The 18,691-nt window shown below is 65.0% G+C and carries 15 protein-coding genes; 4 read left to right on the forward strand and 11 right to left on the reverse strand.

Translation table 11 applies throughout. From position 1 onward, the window contains the following. Nucleotides 1-87: 87 nt before the first annotated feature. Nucleotides 88-3,063, forward strand: a complete 2,976-nt coding sequence (locus V6657_RS06865) for a hybrid sensor histidine kinase/response regulator (protein ID WP_048932660.1) — start codon at nt 88-90, stop codon at nt 3,061-3,063. A 233-nt stretch (nt 3,064-3,296) separates the two neighbouring features. Further along, nucleotides 3,297-3,566 carry a LuxR C-terminal-related transcriptional regulator gene (locus tag V6657_RS06870; protein ID WP_053166319.1) on the forward strand — a complete coding sequence of 90 codons (270 nt, stop codon included), beginning with the start codon at nt 3,297-3,299 and terminating at the stop codon, nt 3,564-3,566. A gap of 18 nt (nt 3,567-3,584) precedes the next feature. Here V6657_RS06870 and V6657_RS06875 read toward each other — a convergent pair whose 3' ends face one another. Next, the gene (locus tag V6657_RS06875) at nt 3,585-3,803 is read right to left on the reverse strand and encodes a hypothetical protein (RefSeq protein ID WP_137884604.1); all 219 of its coding nucleotides are present in this window, start codon (nt 3,801-3,803) and stop codon (nt 3,585-3,587) included. Nucleotides 3,804-3,957: 154 nt separating this feature from the next. Continuing rightward, nucleotides 3,958-4,629: a response regulator transcription factor gene (locus tag V6657_RS06880; RefSeq protein WP_048932870.1), complete on the reverse strand. Its 672-nt coding sequence runs from the start codon at nt 4,627-4,629 to the stop codon at nt 3,958-3,960. Between the two features lie 420 nt (nt 4,630-5,049). Between V6657_RS06880 and V6657_RS06885 the strand changes: the two genes are divergently transcribed. Next, nucleotides 5,050-5,517: a (2Fe-2S)-binding protein gene (locus V6657_RS06885; RefSeq protein WP_048932658.1), complete on the forward strand. Its 468-nt coding sequence runs from the start codon at nt 5,050-5,052 to the stop codon at nt 5,515-5,517. Then, nucleotides 5,514-7,811, forward strand: a complete 2,298-nt coding sequence (locus tag V6657_RS06890; protein WP_048932657.1) for a xanthine dehydrogenase family protein molybdopterin-binding subunit — start codon at nt 5,514-5,516, stop codon at nt 7,809-7,811. Before V6657_RS06885 ends, V6657_RS06890 begins: the two co-directional genes overlap by 4 nt. Before the next feature lie 293 nt (nt 7,812-8,104). Here the strand turns inward: V6657_RS06890 and V6657_RS06895 are convergent, their stop codons facing one another. Genes V6657_RS06895 through V6657_RS06935 form a run of 9 tightly spaced genes read right to left on the reverse strand, consistent with a single transcriptional unit; the run spans nt 8,105 to nt 18,584 of the window. Next, the gene (locus tag V6657_RS06895; RefSeq protein WP_048932656.1) at nt 8,105-8,695 is read right to left on the reverse strand and encodes a peroxidase-related enzyme; all 591 of its coding nucleotides are present in this window, start codon (nt 8,693-8,695) and stop codon (nt 8,105-8,107) included. After that, nucleotides 8,692-10,572 (reverse strand): acyl-CoA thioester hydrolase/BAAT C-terminal domain-containing protein, encoded by a 1,881-nt coding sequence (locus tag V6657_RS06900; RefSeq protein ID WP_048932655.1) that lies wholly within the window; start codon nt 10,570-10,572, stop codon nt 8,692-8,694. The genes V6657_RS06895 and V6657_RS06900 overlap by 4 nt, the downstream gene beginning before the upstream one ends. Nucleotides 10,573-10,579: 7 nt before the next feature. After that, a complete protein-coding gene (locus tag V6657_RS06905) occupies nt 10,580-12,148 on the reverse strand; it encodes an ABC transporter substrate-binding protein (protein ID WP_048932654.1) in 1,569 nt (522 codons plus the stop codon). Nucleotides 12,149-12,181: 33 nt separating this feature from the next. Then, nucleotides 12,182-13,183, reverse strand: a complete 1,002-nt coding sequence (locus tag V6657_RS06910; protein WP_048932653.1) for an oligopeptide/dipeptide ABC transporter ATP-binding protein — start codon at nt 13,181-13,183, stop codon at nt 12,182-12,184. Next, complete coding sequence (locus V6657_RS06915) at nt 13,180-14,190, reverse strand: ABC transporter ATP-binding protein (RefSeq protein WP_048932652.1); 1,011 nt, start codon at nt 14,188-14,190, stop codon at nt 13,180-13,182. Before V6657_RS06915 ends, V6657_RS06910 begins: the two co-directional genes overlap by 4 nt. Next, entirely contained in the window at nt 14,187-15,122 is a 936-nt protein-coding gene (locus V6657_RS06920) for an ABC transporter permease (RefSeq protein WP_048932651.1), read from the reverse strand. The genes V6657_RS06915 and V6657_RS06920 overlap by 4 nt, the downstream gene beginning before the upstream one ends. Then, a complete protein-coding gene (locus V6657_RS06925) occupies nt 15,119-16,102 on the reverse strand; it encodes an ABC transporter permease (protein WP_048932650.1) in 984 nt (327 codons plus the stop codon). The genes V6657_RS06920 and V6657_RS06925 overlap by 4 nt, the downstream gene beginning before the upstream one ends. Then, on the reverse strand, nt 16,099-17,613 hold the full coding sequence (locus V6657_RS06930) for an NAD(P)/FAD-dependent oxidoreductase (protein ID WP_048932649.1): 1,515 nt from the start codon (nt 17,611-17,613) through the stop codon (nt 16,099-16,101). Before V6657_RS06930 ends, V6657_RS06925 begins: the two co-directional genes overlap by 4 nt. Continuing rightward, on the reverse strand, nt 17,610-18,584 hold the full coding sequence (locus V6657_RS06935) for a LysR family transcriptional regulator (RefSeq protein ID WP_048932648.1): 975 nt from the start codon (nt 18,582-18,584) through the stop codon (nt 17,610-17,612). Before V6657_RS06935 ends, V6657_RS06930 begins: the two co-directional genes overlap by 4 nt. Between the last annotated feature and the right edge of the window lie 107 nt (nt 18,585-18,691).

An 18,691-nucleotide genomic window follows, 5' to 3' on the forward strand; every position in this document is an offset into this window, starting at 1 on the left:
TGATGCGCGTCGCGCCGATCTCTTGGGCGCAAGAGATTCCGGCGTAACATCGCACTCTATACCGCGCCATTGAAGGTTCGTCACACCATGCCGAATGCCCAGTCATCCACCGTGCTCACGGCCATGCGCCGCTTCCGGCGTTCGGCGCTGTTTGGTGGTGGCATTGTCCTGACCGTGATGGCGTTGCTCACATTCGGCATTGCCGTGGCGTCGATGGTCCATTCGCACAACGAGCGGCAACGTCGTGAACTCGCGATCGAGGGCCAGCGGATGGCAAGCGAGGTCACGAAGGCGGAGATCGTGCTTCGGAGCACGATCTACATGGCTGAACTGGTATGGAACCAGCGCGAGACCACAGCCCCGGCGGAAGCCGCCCGCTTCCAGGCAGACGGAGGGCGGTTGGTTCGCCAACATGACAGCGGGCTGCATTCTGTTGTGTTTGCGAGTGCAACGCCTGATACACCGGTGCCCAAACTGTCGCGCTTCATAGCGCTGACGGACAGCATCTCGCGCACGCTGGCCGCCACCGCGAGCATTCAGGGCTATCGGTTCACAACGTATGTCTATACGCCATCGCAAGACTTCATTGCGATGTCGCCGTTTCCCTGGCCGGACGAAGCAAAGCTTGACGCCGCGCTTGCCAACCGGCCGGCCTTCTTTGCAGCGCTTACGCAGGATGCTGCTGGCGAGTCGGTTGCGCCAAAGACCGTCCACGACCCGCGCAACGGACTGCACACGGTGCGCTGGCTTGAGCCCTACCGCAATCCGCTGACGGGCGAGTCTGCGCTGCGGATGTCGATCTACGGGTTGGATGCCGGTGGCAAGCCGTTTGCCGTGTTCGTTGTTGAGATTCCGATTAAGGCTGTGCTGGCACCGCTGTCGATCGACCGGTTCGACGGAACATTCGTCGTCCTCGGCGCGGGCGGGGCGCCTATCGCGATCGATGCCGACGCAGACAAGCGCCCCGACGTGCTGGCCGCGTTGCGCGAGTTGTCTGGCGCTTCGACGGCCGTGTCCTTGCAGCGCGCGAGCAACGGCGTTTTCATGGTGAGCACCCCACCTGGTCTGGTAGGCGGGCGTGTGGTCTACGCATTCACATGGCGTGATGTGCTGGCTGGCGTCTGGCCCGAGATTCGCCTGACGACGCTGCTTACAGCCGGGTTGATCGCCGTATTGTGGATCTTGCTGTGGTGGTTCAACCGGCGTGTGTTCACGCCGACGCTGGAGCGGTCCGAGCGCTTTGTCGAGATCGAGCGCCTGAACCGGATCCTGATCGAAACCGCGCCGATCGGGCTGGGCGTAATCGACGCGCGCACTGGCGAGCCCATGCTGAGCAGCCCGATCATGAATGAGGTCGCTGGCCGTGCGGTTGTCCAGGCACCATCGCTGTCTGCCGAGATTGCACAGCGCTATGCAACGCACGGCGGCACGGGTGTCGTGCACGACGATCTCGCGCTCGACACGGTGGACGGAAACGCGATCGATCTGGCCGTCAATGTTGCACCTGCGCACTATCACAATGCGAACGTGCTGGTGACAGCGTTTACGGACATCACCGACAAGAAGCGCACCGAGCAAGCGCTGCGCGATGCCAAACAGGCTGCTGACGAAGCCAACCGGGCGAAATCGACATTCCTGTCGACGATGAGCCACGAAATCCGCACGCCGCTGAACGCGATTCTCGGCAACCTCGAACTCATTCAGCGGATGCCGCTTGAACCGGTGGTGGGGGAGCGGCTGCAATCGGTCACGTCGTCGTCCAACGCGCTGCTGGGCATCATCAACGACGTGCTCGATTTCTCGAAGATCGAGGCGGGTCAGGTATCGATCGAGTCCATCCCGTTTGATGCTGTGGCGGTCGTGCGCGAGGTGGCGGCAATCTTCGAGCCGATTGCGCAGCAGAAGGGGCTGCAGTTCGATTGCATCGTCGACGACAGCGTTGCCCCCTGGTATGCGGGCGATCCGACCCGGCTGCGGCAGATCGCCTCGAACCTGCTCAGTAACGCGATCAAGTTCACGAACAAGGGCGACGTGCTGATCGAGATCTATGCGAAGGTAGACAGCGCGGGCCGGCAAGGGATCGTCATCGGCGTCAGCGATAGCGGGATCGGCATGAGCACGGAGCAGCAAGCGCGCTTGTTCGAGCCCTTTGTGCAGGCTGATTCGACCATCTCGCGCCGGTTTGGCGGCAGCGGACTGGGGCTTGCGTTGTGCCGTCGGTTGGTCGACCTGATGGGCGGCACGATCAGTCTGCGCAGCGCACCCGGAGACGGCAGCCAGTTCACGGTCACACTGCCGTTTGCGCCCACCGAGTCGCCCGCCAACGTCAAGGACGATGCCCAGCCTGCCGAGAGTGCGCAAAGCATCCAACCGGGCAGCGTGAGCGTGTTGGCCGTTGACGATCAGGCGTCGAACCGGGAGCTGATCCGGATGCAACTGGAGTCGCTGGGCTATCAGGTCACCCTGGCCGACAGCGGCGGCGAAGCGTTACGTCGCTTCAACGAACGGCACTACGACATTCTGCTGACGGATCTCAGCATGCCGGGCATGGACGGCTATGCGCTTGCACGATGCTTGCGCGCACAAGGCGCGAAGCAGCCGATCATTGCGCTGACAGCGCACGCGGCCATCGAAGAGCATCAGCGTTGTGTGCAGGAGGGGATTGACGCCGTGCTGGTCAAGCCGATCCTGCTCAAGGCGCTTGATACGACGCTGCGTCGTGTGGTGCGTAGCGATGCGCAGACGGCACCAACGGCAGGGAGCCGCGAGAACATTGGTGAAGGGCGCTTGCCCGAGCGGGTACTTGCCGCGCTCCAGGGTTCAACGCGTGACCTGCTGGTATCCCTGCACGTTGCGCTGTCGACCGACGATCGGGAAGCCACGTTGCGCCACCTGCACGCCATGCGCGGTACGTTTGCGATGGTGCACGAGCAAGCCGTTGCAGATGCCTGCGCGGAGATGGAGCTGAAGGCAAAGCGAGGCGATGCTCTATCGGGGCTGCGGCCCGGGCTCGACCAGCTGGCGCAGATGACACAGGAAACACTGGGGCGCCGTGCGGCCTGAGCACGCGTTGCGCGTTGCTCTCATGAGCGCTGTTGAACAGCGTTCATCGCGAGATTGTGTTGCCCGTTGGGGATTGTTGTGCTGACGATGCTCGACAGTCCGGCCATTCTCGGTTCGCTCGATGACATTGGCGTCCGTGCGATTGTCAGCAAGTCCGATGCGGTGTCGCATCTGGTTCCTGCCATTCATGCAGCGCACACGGGGGCAAGTACCACTCCCCAGCGGTTGCTGCTGTGCTGGAAACACGTGAGGCGCAGCGAGCCGGCGCACCGGCATCGACTGAACTGAGCCCGCGAGAGGCGGAGGTGGCGCGGCTGTATGTGTCGGGCCTGCGGGTGGACGAGATTGCCGAACGGCTCAACCGCAGCAAGAAGACGATCAGCACCCAGAAGAACCGGGCCATGGAGAAGCTCGGCATCTCGCGCGATGCGGATCTCTTCAAGTACGCCGCAGCGCATGGTTGGCTGACGTCGTCGCAAACGCCGCCACGTGATGCTGGCTGAGTGCCGAGCACAGCGGTGTCAGACCGGTTGCTCAGCGGGCGGCACACTGTGCGGTTGCGGCTGGTCTGGCGCAGGCGAGCCTGACTGCTTCCAGGTCTCGACAATCTGCCGTCTGCGTTGCGGCGACGAGAACAGGTATTCATTCATGGCGCCCAGAAACTCGTGGCGCGCTGGCGCCGTCAGCTCGGCGAAGCCGAGCAGAATGTGCCGTAGTTTGTCTCGTTCCGTCTGCTTCAAGATCTGGCCTCCAATGGCAATGCTGGGTGCGTTGCACATGTCGCACCAATGTCATGGCGCGAATCCATCTACGTTATGAGTTGAGAGAAGGCCCGTCCATCAGACCTGTCTGGTAGTGGATTCCGGTCCGGGCGGGCAATGGAAAGCCTGTGCGCTACCGCGCCGGACGCATGACGGAGGGGATCAAGCCCGTCTCGACGCCGTAGTGGAACAGGTCGACCTCGCGGTCGATGTTGAGCTTGCGCATTGCGCTGCTCTTCTGCGTGCTGATGGTCTTCTTGCTGCGGTTCAGACGCGCGGCGATCTCGTTGATCGTCATGCCCGATACGTACAGGCGGATGACCTCGAGTTCGCGGCCGGTCAGTTGCGCATTGCCTGGCGCGTCTCTGTGGATCGGGTCCAGCGTGCGCAGAATCTTCTCGATCGTTGGCGATACGTAGCGGCTATTCGCAAACGCGGCATGCACGGCAAGCGACAGATGGTTCGTCAGATCGGATTTGCTGACGATGCATTGAATGCCTGTCATGAGCACCGACAGGATCGCCGCGTTCTCCATCATCGTCAGAACCACGATGCGCACGTGCGGGTAGCGCTGTTGCACCAGCGACAGCAATGCCATGCCGTCGCCGTAGTTGCCGCCAGGCATGGCGTAGTCGCACACAAGCACGTCGATGCGTGTGCGGTCGAGTAACTCGATCAGTTCGGTCGAGTTGCGTGCGAGGCCATCGATCGAGATCGATTGGCGGCTGGCCAGTTCATGTTTGACGCCAAACAGAATGGCCGGATGGTCGTCGGCGATGGCGACGCGGATCTGGACGGGGTTCATGGTGATGGCGCGTGTTGCAGGGCGGCTGCGGCTTTTCTGTGACGATTTCGCCACGGAGTTGCCGACGTTGTGCATGACCTCTGACACGAGCACGCGCGAAGGACGATGCGCAGACTGTATTGAGTCCAGGGAAGTGCGAAAAGCGGATCAGTCCTAAAGCGGCGGGTCGTGGTGTAGGACTGGGCTTATTCGGGGCGTTGTGCCGAAGCCTGCAGGCGCATGACACCCGAAGGAGCACAACGGCTGCTCACATATTGCCGTGTGCACGTACTGAAGGCCGGCGCGCTCCTGCGTGTTGCTAGACCTTTGATTCTTTTGCGGAATCCTATGGAATCGAGGTGTCCCACTATTGCGGTGCGGAGGCGTTTGAACGTACGCTTTCGCCACAAAAAAGAACACAAAAGCAAGGAGACCACCCTCATGGATCTGGACGTCAACCACCGGCCGGTCAGCGTCGACTGCGACCCGGCCACGCCTCTGCTGTGGGTCCTGCGCGACCACTTGAACATGACCGGCACCAAGTTCGGTTGTGGTGTCGCAGCGTGTGGCGCATGCACGGTGCACCTCGATGGGGCGGCTGTGCGGTCGTGTGTGTTGCCGGTGGCGGCGGTGGCGGGCAAGCGCATCACCACCATCGAAGGGTTGGCGGGTGGCGAAGGCAAGCGCCACGCGCTGCAACAGGCTTGGGTGGATGAGCAGGTGCCGCAGTGCGGCTACTGCCAGTCCGGCATGCTGATGGCCGCAGCGGATCTGCTGGCGCGGCAACCCGACCCGAGCGACGCCGATATCGATACGGCCATCACCAACATTTGCCGCTGCGGCACGTATCCGCGTGTGCGCGCGGCCATCAAGCGCGCGGCGAAGGTACTGCGGGAGGGCCAGGCATGAACGCCAAGGCAACCAAGCCCCGTAGCGGGCGTCGGCGCTTCCTGCTGGGGGCACTCGCTGCAGGGGGCGCGCTGGTGGTCGGCTGGGGCGTGATGCCGCCGCGCAGCCGCGTGGGCGATCCGGCGCTGTTTCCCGAACACGGGGGCGAGGTTGCCCTGAATGGGTGGATCAAGATCACCCCGGAGGGCAACGTCATCCTGGCGATGCCGCGCGTGGAGATGGGGCAGGGCATCCACACCGCGCTGTCGATGCTGGCGGCGGAAGAGCTGGATATTCCGCTGACGCGCGTGAGCATCGAGACCTCGCCGGTGGAGCGCATCTACGGCAACGTGGTCGCCATGGGGGACAGTTCGCTCCCGTTGCATCCGGACAGCGCAGACAAGACCTGGGCCCGCGCGCTGCACTGGGTCATGGCCAAGAGCGCGCGTGAGATCGGGCTCATCATCACCGGCGGCAGCAGCAGTACGGCTGACGGCTGGGAGCCGGTGCGCGAGGCGGCCGCCACGGCGCGTGCTGCGCTGGTGGAGGCTGCGGCGCGCGAGTGGAACGTGCCCGCAGCGCAGGTGAGCATCCGGGAAGGGCAGTTGATCGGCCCGGGGGGCAAGCAGGCGACTTTCGGTGGCATGGCGAAAGCCGCGCGCGGCATTGCGCCGCCGTCCAATGTCGTGCTCAAGCCGGCTTCGCAATACCAGTTGATCGGCAAGCCTGCGCCACGCAATGATCTGGCCGCCAAGACGGATGGCAGCGCGCGCTTCTCGATCGATGCGCGTCCGGCAGGGATGCTGTACGCCGCCGTGGTGATGTGCCCGGTCTTTGGCGGCAAGCTCAAGACATTTCAGTCGAAAGCGGCGCTCGGCATGCCGGGCGTGCGCTATGTGGTGCCGTTTGAAGGTGCGGCAGGTGGTGCGCCTGGCGTGGCCGTTGTGGCGGATCACTACTGGCAGGCACGCCAGGCGCTGGCGACCGTCGAGCCTGTATGGGACAACGGCCCGCACGCCTCGCTCGATTCCGCGGGCATCCGCCAGCAGCTCGTCAGCGCGCTGGATAGCGACAAGGGTGGGTTCACCTACCGCTCGCTCGGCGAGGGCCTGAAGGCTTTCGACAAGGCCGACGGCGCGACGCTTGTGGAAGCCGAATACACCGCACCGTATCTCGCGCACACGGCCATGGAGCCGATCAACTGCACGGCACAGGTGACAGCGGATGGAGTGCATCTGTGGGCGCCCACGCAGGTCGCCACGCTGGCACAACTGGTGGCGGCGCGCGCGGCCGGGGTGAGCGGCGACAAGGTCCACATCGACATCCCGCTGATTGGCGGCGGCTTTGGGCGGCGGCTGGAGTCCGATTTCATCAGCCAGGCCGTCACCATTGCCACCAAGACAGAAGGCAAGCCGGTACAGGTCATCTGGTCGCGCGAGGAAGATGTTCGCCATGACTTCTATCGCCCGCACGCCATTGCACGGCTGAAGGCGCGCGTGGAGAACGGCAAAATCACGGCGATTGCCTCGCGCAGTGCGGGTCAGTCGATCCTGGCGGGCGAATTGGATCGCCTGTTCGGTGCGCCCTCTGCAGGCATCGACCGCTACACCGCCGAAGGGCTGTTCGACCTGCCGTACGAGATCGAGCACGAGCACATTGCGCATCTGGCGGTGGATCTGCCGATCCCGGTGGGGTTCTGGCGCAGCGTGGGGCACTCGTACAACGGGTTCTTCATGGAGGGCTTCCTGAACGACGTGGCGGCCGCAGCCAAGCTGGATCCACTGGCGATGCGGCGTGATTTGCTGAAGGCGCATCCGCGCGAACTGAAGGTGCTCGACACGGCTGCGCAGGCTGCAGGCTGGGGGCAACCGCTGCCGCCGGCAGCCGATGGTGCCCCACGTGCACGCGGCATTGCGCTGCACCCGAGCTTCGGCTCGGTGGTGGCGCAGGTGGTGGAGGTGTCGTTGAAGGATGGCAAGCCGCGCGTGCATCGCGTGGTATGCGCGGTGGATTGCGGCACGGTGGTCAACCCGGGCATCGTCGCGCAGCAGATCGAGAGCGCGATCATCTTCGGCTTGACGGCGGCGCTGTACGGGCGGATCGAGATCAAGGACGGGCAGGTCGTGCAGTCGAACTTCCCTGACTACCCAGCGCTCAAGATGGCGGAGGCGCCCGTCATCGAAACGCACATCGTGCCGAGCACGGCGGAGCCGACCGGTGTGGGTGAGATTGGCGTGCCACCGATTGCGCCGGCCGTCGCACATGCCGTGGCGCAGTTGACGGGTAAGCCCGTGCGGCAACTGCCGATGGTCTGATGCTGGTGGCGGGGGATTGGCGCGATTGGCATATCCCCCGTTTCGTCCCCTGCCGGGGCCGACTCACTTTCTTTGTCTTGCCAAAGAAAGTAAGCAAAGAAAGGCGCGCCCGATGCGGCGACACACTCCTTGAATTTCCGTAACCGGGCGGAGACGGGGAAAACTCGCTTCGCTCAGACAGTTCCCCGTCTTTTTTCCGCCCGCTTACATAAATTCAAGGCGCCGCATAGGGCAGGGTACGGCCAAACCATCAGAGTGCGTGGGTTGGCGCTGTATGTGATCGTGCACGGCGTTCAGGCCGCTTCCGGAAACACCGGTTCCCCCAGGTTCAGCATCAGCCGATTCGCCCACGCGAAGATCGCCACGGCGTGAATGAGGTCGAGAATCTCCGCATCCGTCAGACCAGCGGCCTTGAGCGGTTGCAGGTCTTCGGCGCGCACGTCACCGGGGCGCAACGTCAGGTCGATGGAGAACAACGCGATGGCACGTTCGCGCGCGTTCGTGCCGGCGGTGTGCGGGTCTTCGAAGACCTGCTTGATCACGTCGTTGCGCTTGGCAAGCTGCTCGAAGCGTTGCGCGTGCACCGATGCGCAGTACACGCAGCCGTTCACGCGCGACACCACCGCGCTGGCGAGTTCACGCTCCGCGCGCGACAGGCCGCCCGGCGCATACATGATCGCGTTGAACGCAGCCGAGCGCTGGCGCAGGATCTCCGGCTGATGGACGAGGAAGCGGTAGTAGTCCGACGTCTTCGCCTTGGGGTGGCTCTCTTCCAGCACGGCGATCTGCTCGGGCGTGGCGCGGTCGAGGTCGACCACATCGAGCCACGCCTGCCACTCCAGCGATTCGTTGGTGAAGCCGTGGGCGCGGATGATCTCGGTCATGCTGCGGTCTCCGTGGGGGGTGCGGATGCGTTGGTGCCGGCGGCCGCGTTCAGCGCACGCAGGCCGGCCACCAGCCGCGTCTGGTACGACAGGAACGCGATCAGTTGTGCGAGGGTGACAACATCCGCCGTGGCAAGCCCGGCGGCGGGCAGCTTCTGCAATGCTGCGCGATCGCCTTCGATGGGGCGCTCAATGAGCGTGCGCGTGAAGGTGAGGATGGCGTGCAAACGCGGGTCAGTCAGCGCTTCCACTGCACCGTGGTCGACCGCCTGCAATGCGGCGGCATCGACCGGCGTTTCTGCCAGCCGCGCGCGGTAGTGCTCAGCCAGTTCAGGCGCAGGCGTCAGACGGCAAGCGTAGAGCGCCACCAGCAGGCGTTCGCCAAGCGTGAGGCCGGGCAAGGCCGCGTCGAACAGGCCGTCGTAGCTGCCTTGGGTGGCGGTCGCCACCTTTTCACGGGCGTGACGCAGCGCGTGCGTGGCGCTGCCGTCGTCCAGGCCAGCAACCTGATCGACAACATCTTGAGCGGGCGTGAAATCCATGGTTGAAAGGCTCCGAGAATCGGGTACGGAGGCGCCGCGCGCAGCCACCGCGCTGGCGAGAAAGCGACGTACAGCGGCCCACGACTGCGCGTCGGCATGAGCGTTGGCACGCGGTTCGCCGCCGCCGGTGCTGATGCGGCCCGACACTGGGTGCGCATACACGAGCTGCGTGGTCGGCACGTAGGGGAAGACGATGGCGTGGCCGGCGCCTTCGTAGTCGAAGTGCTGCACGGGGTAGGGGTGACGTACCTCGGCCAGCTTGGCGGTGACCATGCGTGAGTAGTCGCTCGAGGGCCACGAGCCGTCGTCAGTGGCAGAGAGCAGCAGCACCGGCCCGCGCGCACGTTCGATGCGGATGCGGGCGCGCGCCACGGCATCCGCATCCTGCAGCGCGGTGCGGATGGCGCGCTCATGCCGATGCGGCGCTGGGCCTTCGTCGAACGGTGCCCACGTGGCGGTGCGGTTGCCCTCCCACAAATGCGGCAGCGGCTGGCCGCGGTACAGCCACGTCGCGCCTTCACGGCCGATGGCGGGGTCGGCGGCATTCTGCGCGCTGTGCACGACCGCGCCAGGCACATAGCCGATCACGGCGGACACGGCTTCTGGAAACGTCGCACCCAACAGCAATGCCAGCTCGCCACCGCGCGACTGGCCGCTCACCGCCACGAAATCATGCAGTGGTTCAACACGCTTGCGCAGCCACGCAAGTGCACGCTCGAAGTACTCCAACGGCGTGTTGGAGATGTAGTCCGACAGCCCCGGCGCCTTAAAGTAGGCCAGCGCAAACGCCGCATAACCGTGCGAGGCGTACAGCGCCGCGCGCGGCTCGTTGATGCCGCCACCCGAGCCATTGAGGATCAGCACCGCCGGGCGCGGGCCGGGGTGTGCATAGGCGTCCGGCAAGTAGAGCGTGCCGACCAGGCCTTCATCGCGGACCTCGTGGCGGGTCACGCCGGGTGCTGCCAGCCGCTGCACGAAACTCGCGTGGATCGACTCGCCGTTGGCGGTAGCTGTGAGCGATGTCGTCAGCGGCGCGGTCACCGGTTGCGGGAAGACCTCGCGCGCCTTGCCGTCTTCCGGGCGCTGGCTCCAGATCAGGCCCATGGCGCTGATGCCGGTGTAGTCCCCGGAGACGGGCGCATCGCGCGTCAGGTCGACGGTGCCTTGCGCATCCGCGATGAAGGCGGCGCGGCTGTGCCACAACACACCAGTGCCACGACGCGTTTGCGCGACGATGCCGACCTGCGCGCCGGGCGGTAGCCCCGTCACAACAATCTGGCGCGATACGTCGATCAGGTCATCCGCCGGCGTGACGTTGAGCACGAACGTAGCCATGGCGCCCTTACTTGCCGTCCTTGGTGACCATCTGTGCGGCGGTGCGGTCGCTGGTCATCGGGGCCACCTTCAGGCCCTTCTTGGCGGCCCACACGTTCTGGTAGTGGAACAGCGGCAGCACGCCCACGTCATCCGACACCAGCTTGACCGAGTGACGCAGGATGGCCGCGCGCTTCTCGACGTTGAACTCCTCGGTGGAGGCGTTCAGCGCATTGTCCACGGCCGGGTTGCTGTAGTGGCCCCAGTTCGATGCACCCAGGCCCTTCTTGGTATCCACCGTGGCCAGCACGTTGACCAGCGCGTAGCTTGCCTCACCCGTGCCGTTGCCCCATGCCAGCATGCTCATCGCGTAGTCGTTCTTGTTGGCGCGGCCCGAGTAGACCGACCAGGGCACCACCTCCACCTTGGTCTTCACGCCGATGCGCGACCAGAACTGCGCCACCGCCTGCGCCGTTTCCGGGCCTTGCGGGTAGCGGTCGTTCGGCACGTGCATCACCAGGTTGAAGCCCTGCGGAAAACCTGCATCGGCCAGCAGTTTCTTCGCCTGTGCCGGGTCGTAGGCAATGTTCTTCACGTCGGGGTTGTAGCCGTACGTGTCGGCAGGCATCCACTGGTTGGCGACGGTGGCGGCGCCTTGGAGGATGCGATCGACGATGGCCTTGCGGTCAATCGCCAGCGACAGCGCCTGGCGCACGCGCACGTCGAGCAGCGGATTGTTGGCGAGCGGCTTGCCATCGTTACCGGTGATGTATTCGTTCGGTCCCTTGCGGAAGCTCGGCTGCAGCAGCATCACGCGCAGGCCGGGGTAGGCAAACACGTGCACGCTGGGTGACTGGCGCAGTCGCGCGAGGTCGGCCACCGACACCTTGTCAATCACATCCACCTCGCCCGAGAGCAAGTTGGCCGTGCGCGCGGCGGCGTTGTTGATGTAGCGGTAGTTGACCTTTTCCCAGAGTTGCTTGCCGCCCCAGTAGTTGTCGTTGCGCGCCATCACCACGCGGTCGCCGGGCACATAGGAGACGAACTTGTACGGGCCCGTGCCCACCACGGCGCGGCCGGCGTTGTAGTCCTCGGTGGCGGACTTTTCGCCCACGTGCTTGCTGACGATGTGCACGGACGCCAGGTTCAGCGGCAGGTCGGGGTTCGGGATATTCGTCTTGATGATGAGCGTGAGCGGGTCTTTGGCGGTGACGGATTCCACCGTGCGCAGATAGCCCGCAAACGTCGCCACGCTGCCCGGCACGCTGCGCGCACGCTGGTACGAGAAGATGACGTCATCCGCCGTGAACGGCTGGCCGTCGTGCCACTTCACGCCGGGGCGTAGCTTGAATTCCCACGTCTTCGGGTCCAGCGTCTTCCACGACAGTGCCAGGCCGGGTTGCAGCTTGTTCCACTTGTTCTCGACCAGCAGATCCCAGAAATGCACGTCGACGGAGCGGTCGCCAGCGTGGTTGTTCAGTTGCGGGTCGAGCGACGACAGCGGATCGGCAAAGCCGATGTTCAGCGTTTGCGCGCCGGCAGCACCGGCAGCAGCAAGCAGGGCAACGGCAATCGACGAAGCGAGGAGGCGTTTCACGTTTGTTCCCTTAATTGTTGTTTCGTTGGCTTCTTATTGAAGATCGTTCAGGTGACACGCGCTGATATGGTTGACTGCAATGCCACGCAAGGTCGGGGCTTCGGTCTTGCAGCGTGGCATGGCGTGCGGACAGCGTGGGTGGAAATGGCAGCCGGTCGGCGGGTTCAGCGGGCTGGGCATCTCGCCCTGGATGGCCGTGAAGGTCTTGTGCCGGGCTGATAGGCGTGGAATCTCCGCCAGCAACGTCTGCGTGTATGGATGGTTCGGACGGCGGAACACTTCCTCCGCTGGCGCCGATTCCACTACGCGGCCAAGGTACATGATCACCACGCGGTCCGACAGGTGCTCCACCACGCCCAGGTCGTGGCTGATGAAGAGGTACGTCAGGTTGAGCTGCTCGCGCAGGTCCATGAAGAGGTTCAGGATCTGCGCCTGAATGGACACGTCCAGCGCTGCCACCGCCTCATCGCAAACGAGCATCGACGGCTGCACTGCCAATGCGCGAGCAATGCCGATGCGCTGCCGCTGGCCACCGCTGAACTGGTGCGGATAGCGGTCACGCAGGGCAGGGTCGAGGCCCGCGCGCTGCATCTGCGCGGTTACGTAGTCGGCAAAATTGGCGCGGTCGGTCAGGCCGTGCACGCGCGCTGCCTCGCCGATGATCTCTTCCACGCGCAGGCGCGGGTTGAGGCTGGCGTATGGGTCCTGGAAGATCATCTGAATCTTCAGGCGTGCATCGCGTGCTTCGTCTGCTGAGAGCGTGTTGACGGCTTTGCCGTCCACGCGCACCTCGCCGTCAGACGGCGGCATCAACCCTGCGGCGATGCGGCCGAGCGTGGACTTGCCGCAGCCGGATTCACCGACCAAGCCGACGACCTCACCGGGCTGAATCGCCAGGTCGATGCCATCAACGGCGCGCACCACGGCGGGCGGCTTCGCGAGCCCCAGGCGCTGCAGCATGCCGTCAACAGGGCCGATCTTGCGATCGCCGAAGCGCTTGCCGACTTGCTTGAGTTCGACCAGCGGCGTGCTCATGTGACCTCCCGCGTGGCTGCCGGCAGCGTGCCGGGGTGGAAGCAACGCACAAGGCGGCCGGGGTCGGGTTGCGTGATCTCGGGGCGCACACCACATGCATCGGATGCACGCGGGCAACGCGCTGCAAACGAGCAGCCGGCCGGCAGCGACAACAGGTTCGGCGTCATGCCCGGAATCTGGCGCAGGCGCTGGCCGCGGCGGTTTTCGCTCGGCAGGCTGTCGATCAGGCCCATGGTGTACGGGTGCAGCGGCGCATCGAGTACGGCATCCACCGGGCTGTGCTCGACGATGCGGCCGGCGTACATCACCGCCACTTCATCGGCCAGGCCGGCCACGACGGACAGGTCATGCGTGATCCAGATCAGCGCGGTGCCATGCTGGCGTGCGAGCTTTTGCACCTCCGACAGAATCTGCGCCTGGATGGTCACGTCCAGCGCAGTGGTCGGCTCGTCCGCAATGATCAGGTCGGGCCGATGCAGCATCGCAATGGCAATCGCCACGCGCTGCCGCATGCCCCCCGAGAGCTGGTGCGGATACGCGCGCAGCCGTTCTTCCGGGCTGGGAATGCCCATCAGGCCCAGCGTGTCGCGCGCGTGCTCGCGAGCCTGTGCGTGGCTCATGCTGCTGTGCGCGCGCACGGCCTCGATCATCTGGGCGTCGATGCGCAACACGGGGTTGAGCGTCATCATCGGGTCTTGAAAGACCATGGCGATGCGGTTGCCCTGCAGTTTGCGCAGTTCGCGTGCGGGCAGCTTGGTGAGGTCGCGACCCTGGTAGAGGATCTCGCCGCTGACGACGCGGCCGGGCGGGTCCACCAGACCCATGATCGAGAAACCGGTGACGGACTTTCCCGAGCCCGATTCCCCCACCAGCCCCAGGATGCGCCCGCGCTCCAGTGAAAACGACACGTCGTCCACCGCAGGCAGCACGCCGTCGCGTGTGAAGAAATGCGTGCGCAGGTTGCGGACTTCCAGCGTCAACGGATTGGAACTTGCGGACGCACTCATCGTTGCGCCCTCGGGTTCAGCACTTCGCGCAGGCGGTCGCCCACCAGGTTGATGGCGACCAGCGCCAGCAGCAGCGCAATGCCTGGATAGAAACTGATCCAGTACTGACCAGACAACATGTATTGGTATCCGTTGGCAATCAGGAGGCCCAGCGACGGCTCGGTAATCGGCACGCCCAGGCCCAGGAAGGAGAGGGTGGCTTCCAGCGTGATCGCACGCGCCACTTGCAGCGTGCCCACGACGATGAGCGGCGGCAGGCAGTTCGGCAGGATGTGCTTGAGTGCGATGCGCCAGCCGGGCAGGGCGAGCGAGCGTGCGGCTTCCACGTATTCGCGGCGGCGCTCGACCAGTGCTTGCCCGCGCACCGTGCGCGCGTAGTACGCCCACTCCAGCAGCACCAGCGTCAGCACGACATTGGTGATGCTCTTGCCGAGGTAGGCCAGGATCATCATCGCCACCAGCACCGACGGGAACGACAGCAGCAGGTCAACGGTGCGCATGATGAAGTTGTCGACCTTGCCACCCGCGTAGGCGGCAATCAGCCCGAGCAACGTGCCGATCACGGCGGCAACGGCTGCCGAGCCGATCCCCACGCCCAGGCTGATGCGCAGGCCGTAGAGGATGCCGGAGTAGAGATCGCGCCCCTGGCCGTCTGTCCCGAGCCAGTACGTAAAGGTGCCTAGCCCATTGGGCGAGCCCGGCGGCAGTCGCGAGTCCAGCACGTCGAGCTGCATCAGGTCATACGGGTTCTGCGGCGTGATCCACGGTGCGGCCAGCGCGGCGGCCATCAGCAGCACCACAACGGCCAGCCCGAAGATGGCGGATTTGGAGGCGAGGAAATCCGCTGCAACGCGCCGCCAGGGGGATTGCTTGCGCGGCGCCGGAGCCGTCGGCGCGGCGGTCGCCACGGTGGTTTGCGAAGGCGTGTTCATGCGGCCTCCGCGTTATCTGCTGCGCGCACGCGCGGGTCCAGCATGCGATACAGGATGTCGACGATCAGGTTGAGCGACACGAACAGGCACACCACAACGATGAGGTAGGAAACGATGACAGGGCGGTCCAGCGAGTTGATGCTGTCCAGGATCAGCTTGCCCGCGCCGGGCCAGGCAAAGATGCTCTCCGTCACCACGGCAAACGCGATGGTCGAACCCAGCTCCAGGCCGAGCACCGTCACCAGTGGGATCAGCGTGTTGCGCAGCACGTGCGCCAGCACCACGCGCAACGGCGACAGCCCCTTGGCACGCGCGAACTTCACGAAGTCCATCGGCAGCACCTCGCGCACGCCGGCCGAAGTCAGCCGCAGCACCAGCGAGAGCTTGAACAGCGACAGGTTGATGGCCGGCAGCAATAAGTGGCGCAGGCCATCGGCCGTCAGCCATGACCATTCGACGCCGAACAGGCGAGCCGTTTCACCACGCCCGCTGGCGGGCAGCCAACCGAGGCTCACACTGAAGGCCATGATCAACATCAGCCCCACCCAGAACGTCGGCAGCGAGAAGCCCACCACGCTGCCCGTCATCAGCAGACGCGACACCGGATGGTTCGGATACAGCCCGGCGAACAGCCCCAGCGGCACGCCGATCACCACCGCGATGATGAGCGCTGCAAACGCCAGCTCCAACGTGGCCGGCAGGCGCTGCAGGATCAGTTGGATGGCGGGTTCGTTGTAGACGAAGCTCTTGCCGAGGTTGCCATGCACCGCGCCGTTCAGGAAGCTCAGGTACTGCTGCCACAGCGGCTTGTCCAGGCCGAGTTCGGCAATGATGCGTGCGCGGTCGATCTGGTCCACGTCCTGACCGATCAGGATGTCGACCGGGTTGCCGATGGCGTGTAGCCCAACAAAAACAATCACCGTCATCACCAGCACGACCAGCAGCGCCTGGCCGATGCGGCGGAGGAGCCAACCCGTCATCGTGCCGCCTCCTGGCTTGAGGTGGCCTCTGCATTAACGTCGACGCCGGGAGGCGGTGCGGGTGTCCATTCGTCACCGAAAATTTCCGGCTCCGCATACGCCTCGATGGCGGCGTAGTGCGCTTCGATGTCCTCTTGGTACAGCAAGCCCGCAATGCCTTGCGCCAGTCGTTTCGCGCCTTCACTGATGGCGGGGATGTCGCCCGACACGCTGCCGTGCGAGAGGGATGCCGGGTAGCAGAAGCAATGCACGCGCGACAGACCGGGTAGCGAGCCAGGCTCCTTCTCGCGGAATTCAAATGCAGGGCCGAGATCGGGTGAGTCGCTTAGCTCGGTGTCTTCCTCGCCGGGGCGTGGGGTGTAGCGGTCGCGCCATAGGCGGATGTGTGGCGCCAGCAGGCTGAACTCGGGGCGCGAGGCCCAGTCGGTGCGAAAGCCCGTCGAGAAGATCAGGAAGTCCAGATGGAACACGCCCTTGGGTGTGGCCACGTGCAGCACGCCGTCGTGCTCGTCCACGCCCAGGATGGCGCAGCCGAGGTTGAAGCGCGCATTGGCATGGCGCGACACGCGCAGCGTGCTGCCACGCGGCGGCGGGACCTGCTCAACGTTGATGTAATGGCGGATGCGCCATTTCCACGCATCAGGCAGGTGCAGGTGGCCGTGCACGAGCCCGGGGCTGCCAGCGCCCTTGCCCTTGTTCACGCGGGGCAGGTCGGAGCGGCGGATGAGCAAATCGACGCTCGCTGCGCCGGCTTCCAGCGCCGTCGCCGCCGAGTCCATCGCCGATGCGCCCGCGCCGATCACGCCAACGCGCTTGCCGGCCAGGGTGCCGTAGTCCATCTCATCGGACGAATGCGCCCACCACCGGCGCGGCAGGTGACTTGCAAAGTCCGGCACGGTCGGGCCACCCAGGCCGTCACGTCCGGTGGCCAGCACCACGCGGCGCGCATACACGCGTTGCGTCGGCTGCCCCGGCACATCGATCACGAGTTCGACAGCGCCATCCTTGCGGGGGTGAATCGCTTTCACGTGGTGCTCGTTGCGTACGTCAATCTGCAGCACGTGGCGGTACCAGCGCAGGTAGTCCATCCATTGCAGGCGCGGGATCTTGTCGAGCACTTCCCACGCATCGGTGCCGAACTGCGCCTCGAACCACGCGCGGAAGGTCAATGCGGGCAGGCCCAGCGCAGGGCCCGTCAACTGCTTGGGAGAGCGCAGGGTTTCCATGCGCGCAGTGGTTGCCCACGGGCCTTCGAAGCCAATCGGCGAGCGGTCGAACACCACAGCGCCAATGCCCAGATGCTTGAGCGACGTCGCAGCTGCCAGGCCAGCCATGCCGCCGCCGATGACGGCCACGTCCAGCACGGGTTGGCCGTTCAGTTCATGCGGCAGCGTCCAGGCCTTGGCGGGCAACTCCAGCCAGGCAAGGTCCTGGCGCAAACGGGCTTCCAGTGCCTTCAGTCCGGTGGGCCCGGTTGCTTGCGGCGTGTTGTCTTGTTGTACGGCGGTCATGCGGACGCGTCTTCTGTTTCGTTGGTGGGTTCGCCATACAGCACCTGCAGCATGCTGGCGTGGCGTGCCGGGTCGTGCAGCTTGCAGTCGGGCAGCAGGCGTTGCGCGGCGCGGGAGAGCGCGTCGATCAGCGCGGTCACAGCCGCCGATGGCCGCTTGGCCTCGGGTGTGATCACGCCAAAAAAGAAGGGGATATCGGCGTCGATCGGGCGTACGGTCACGCCGTCAATCGGCACGCCGTATGCCGTGACTGGCTCCAGCAACGCCACGCCCAGGCCAGCACGCACGGCGGTCAGCGCATTGAATGAGGCGTTGGTTTCGATCAGTTCGGTGGGCGTGACACCGGCTCGGGCGAGTGCCTGATCCAGGCGGCGGCGCAGGCGATACGGGTTGTGCATCGTCACGATGCGTCGCCCGGCGCAATCGGCCAGCGCCACGCGTGGGGCGGCGGCCAGCGGGTCGCTTTGCCGCACCGCAGCCACGCAGGCCGATTCGCCAATCCAATGCACCGTCACGCCGCGATGCTCCAGCGGCAGGCTGCTGATGCACAGGTCTGCCGCGCCTGTGAGCACGGCATGCACAACCTGCTCGGGTGAGGCGCTGCGAATCTGCACGTGCTGGGCCAACTCGGGGTGATCGGCCAGCGCCGCAGGCAGCAGCCCGGCCGCCAGTGCGGAGGTAGCAGCCAGCCGCAGCGGGCGCGCTTCACCGCGCGCGATTTCTTCTGCGCGTGTGCGGATCTGCCGCAAGCTGATCAGCGTGTGTTCGACGTCTTCATACAGCAGGAAACCCTGCTCGGTGGGCGAGACGCGCGGCCCCGCACGCGTGAACAAGGCATAGCCGATTTCGGCTTCGAGGTCTTGAATGAGCCGGCTGATGGCGGGCTGCGAACGGCCCAGCAGTTTGCCTGCCGCGGTGACGCTGCCGGTCGACATGACGGCAGCAAACGCTTCGAGTTGTCGGAGTTCCATCAGCCTGATTGATCCCGGTCATGCATGCGGTTCATGCATTCTGGTAGAGGCAGTATGCGAATTCCAAATAGTATTTTCTTATGTACTCATGCGTTTTACGCAGGCAA

It is taken from the genome of Ralstonia sp. RRA, assembly GCF_037023145.1.
GTDB lineage: Bacteria > Pseudomonadota > Gammaproteobacteria > Burkholderiales > Burkholderiaceae > Ralstonia.

Excerpts from the sequence above, each read along its gene's own strand:
- V6657_RS06895 (WP_048932656.1), bottom strand. The coding sequence starts at position 8,695 with ATGACCGAGATCATCCGCGCCCACGGCTTCACCAACGAATCGCTGGAG.
- V6657_RS06935 (WP_048932648.1), bottom strand. The coding sequence starts at position 18,584 with ATGGAACTCCGACAACTCGAAGCGTTTGCTGCCGTCATGTCGACCGGC.
- V6657_RS06925 (WP_048932650.1), bottom strand. The coding sequence starts at position 16,102 with ATGACGGGTTGGCTCCTCCGCCGCATCGGCCAGGCGCTGCTGGTCGTG.
- V6657_RS06915 (WP_048932652.1), bottom strand. The coding sequence starts at position 14,190 with ATGAGTGCGTCCGCAAGTTCCAATCCGTTGACGCTGGAAGTCCGCAAC.
- V6657_RS06865 (WP_048932660.1), top strand. The coding sequence starts at position 88 with ATGCCGAATGCCCAGTCATCCACCGTGCTCACGGCCATGCGCCGCTTC.
- V6657_RS06885 (WP_048932658.1), top strand. The coding sequence starts at position 5,050 with ATGGATCTGGACGTCAACCACCGGCCGGTCAGCGTCGACTGCGACCCG.
- V6657_RS06890 (WP_048932657.1), top strand. The coding sequence starts at position 5,514 with ATGAACGCCAAGGCAACCAAGCCCCGTAGCGGGCGTCGGCGCTTCCTG.
- V6657_RS06900 (WP_048932655.1), bottom strand. The coding sequence starts at position 10,572 with ATGGCTACGTTCGTGCTCAACGTCACGCCGGCGGATGACCTGATCGAC.
- V6657_RS06920 (WP_048932651.1), bottom strand. The coding sequence starts at position 15,122 with ATGAACACGCCTTCGCAAACCACCGTGGCGACCGCCGCGCCGACGGCT.
- V6657_RS06930 (WP_048932649.1), bottom strand. The coding sequence starts at position 17,613 with ATGACCGCCGTACAACAAGACAACACGCCGCAAGCAACCGGGCCCACC.
- V6657_RS06880 (WP_048932870.1), bottom strand. The coding sequence starts at position 4,629 with ATGAACCCCGTCCAGATCCGCGTCGCCATCGCCGACGACCATCCGGCC.
- V6657_RS06910 (WP_048932653.1), bottom strand. The coding sequence starts at position 13,183 with ATGAGCACGCCGCTGGTCGAACTCAAGCAAGTCGGCAAGCGCTTCGGC.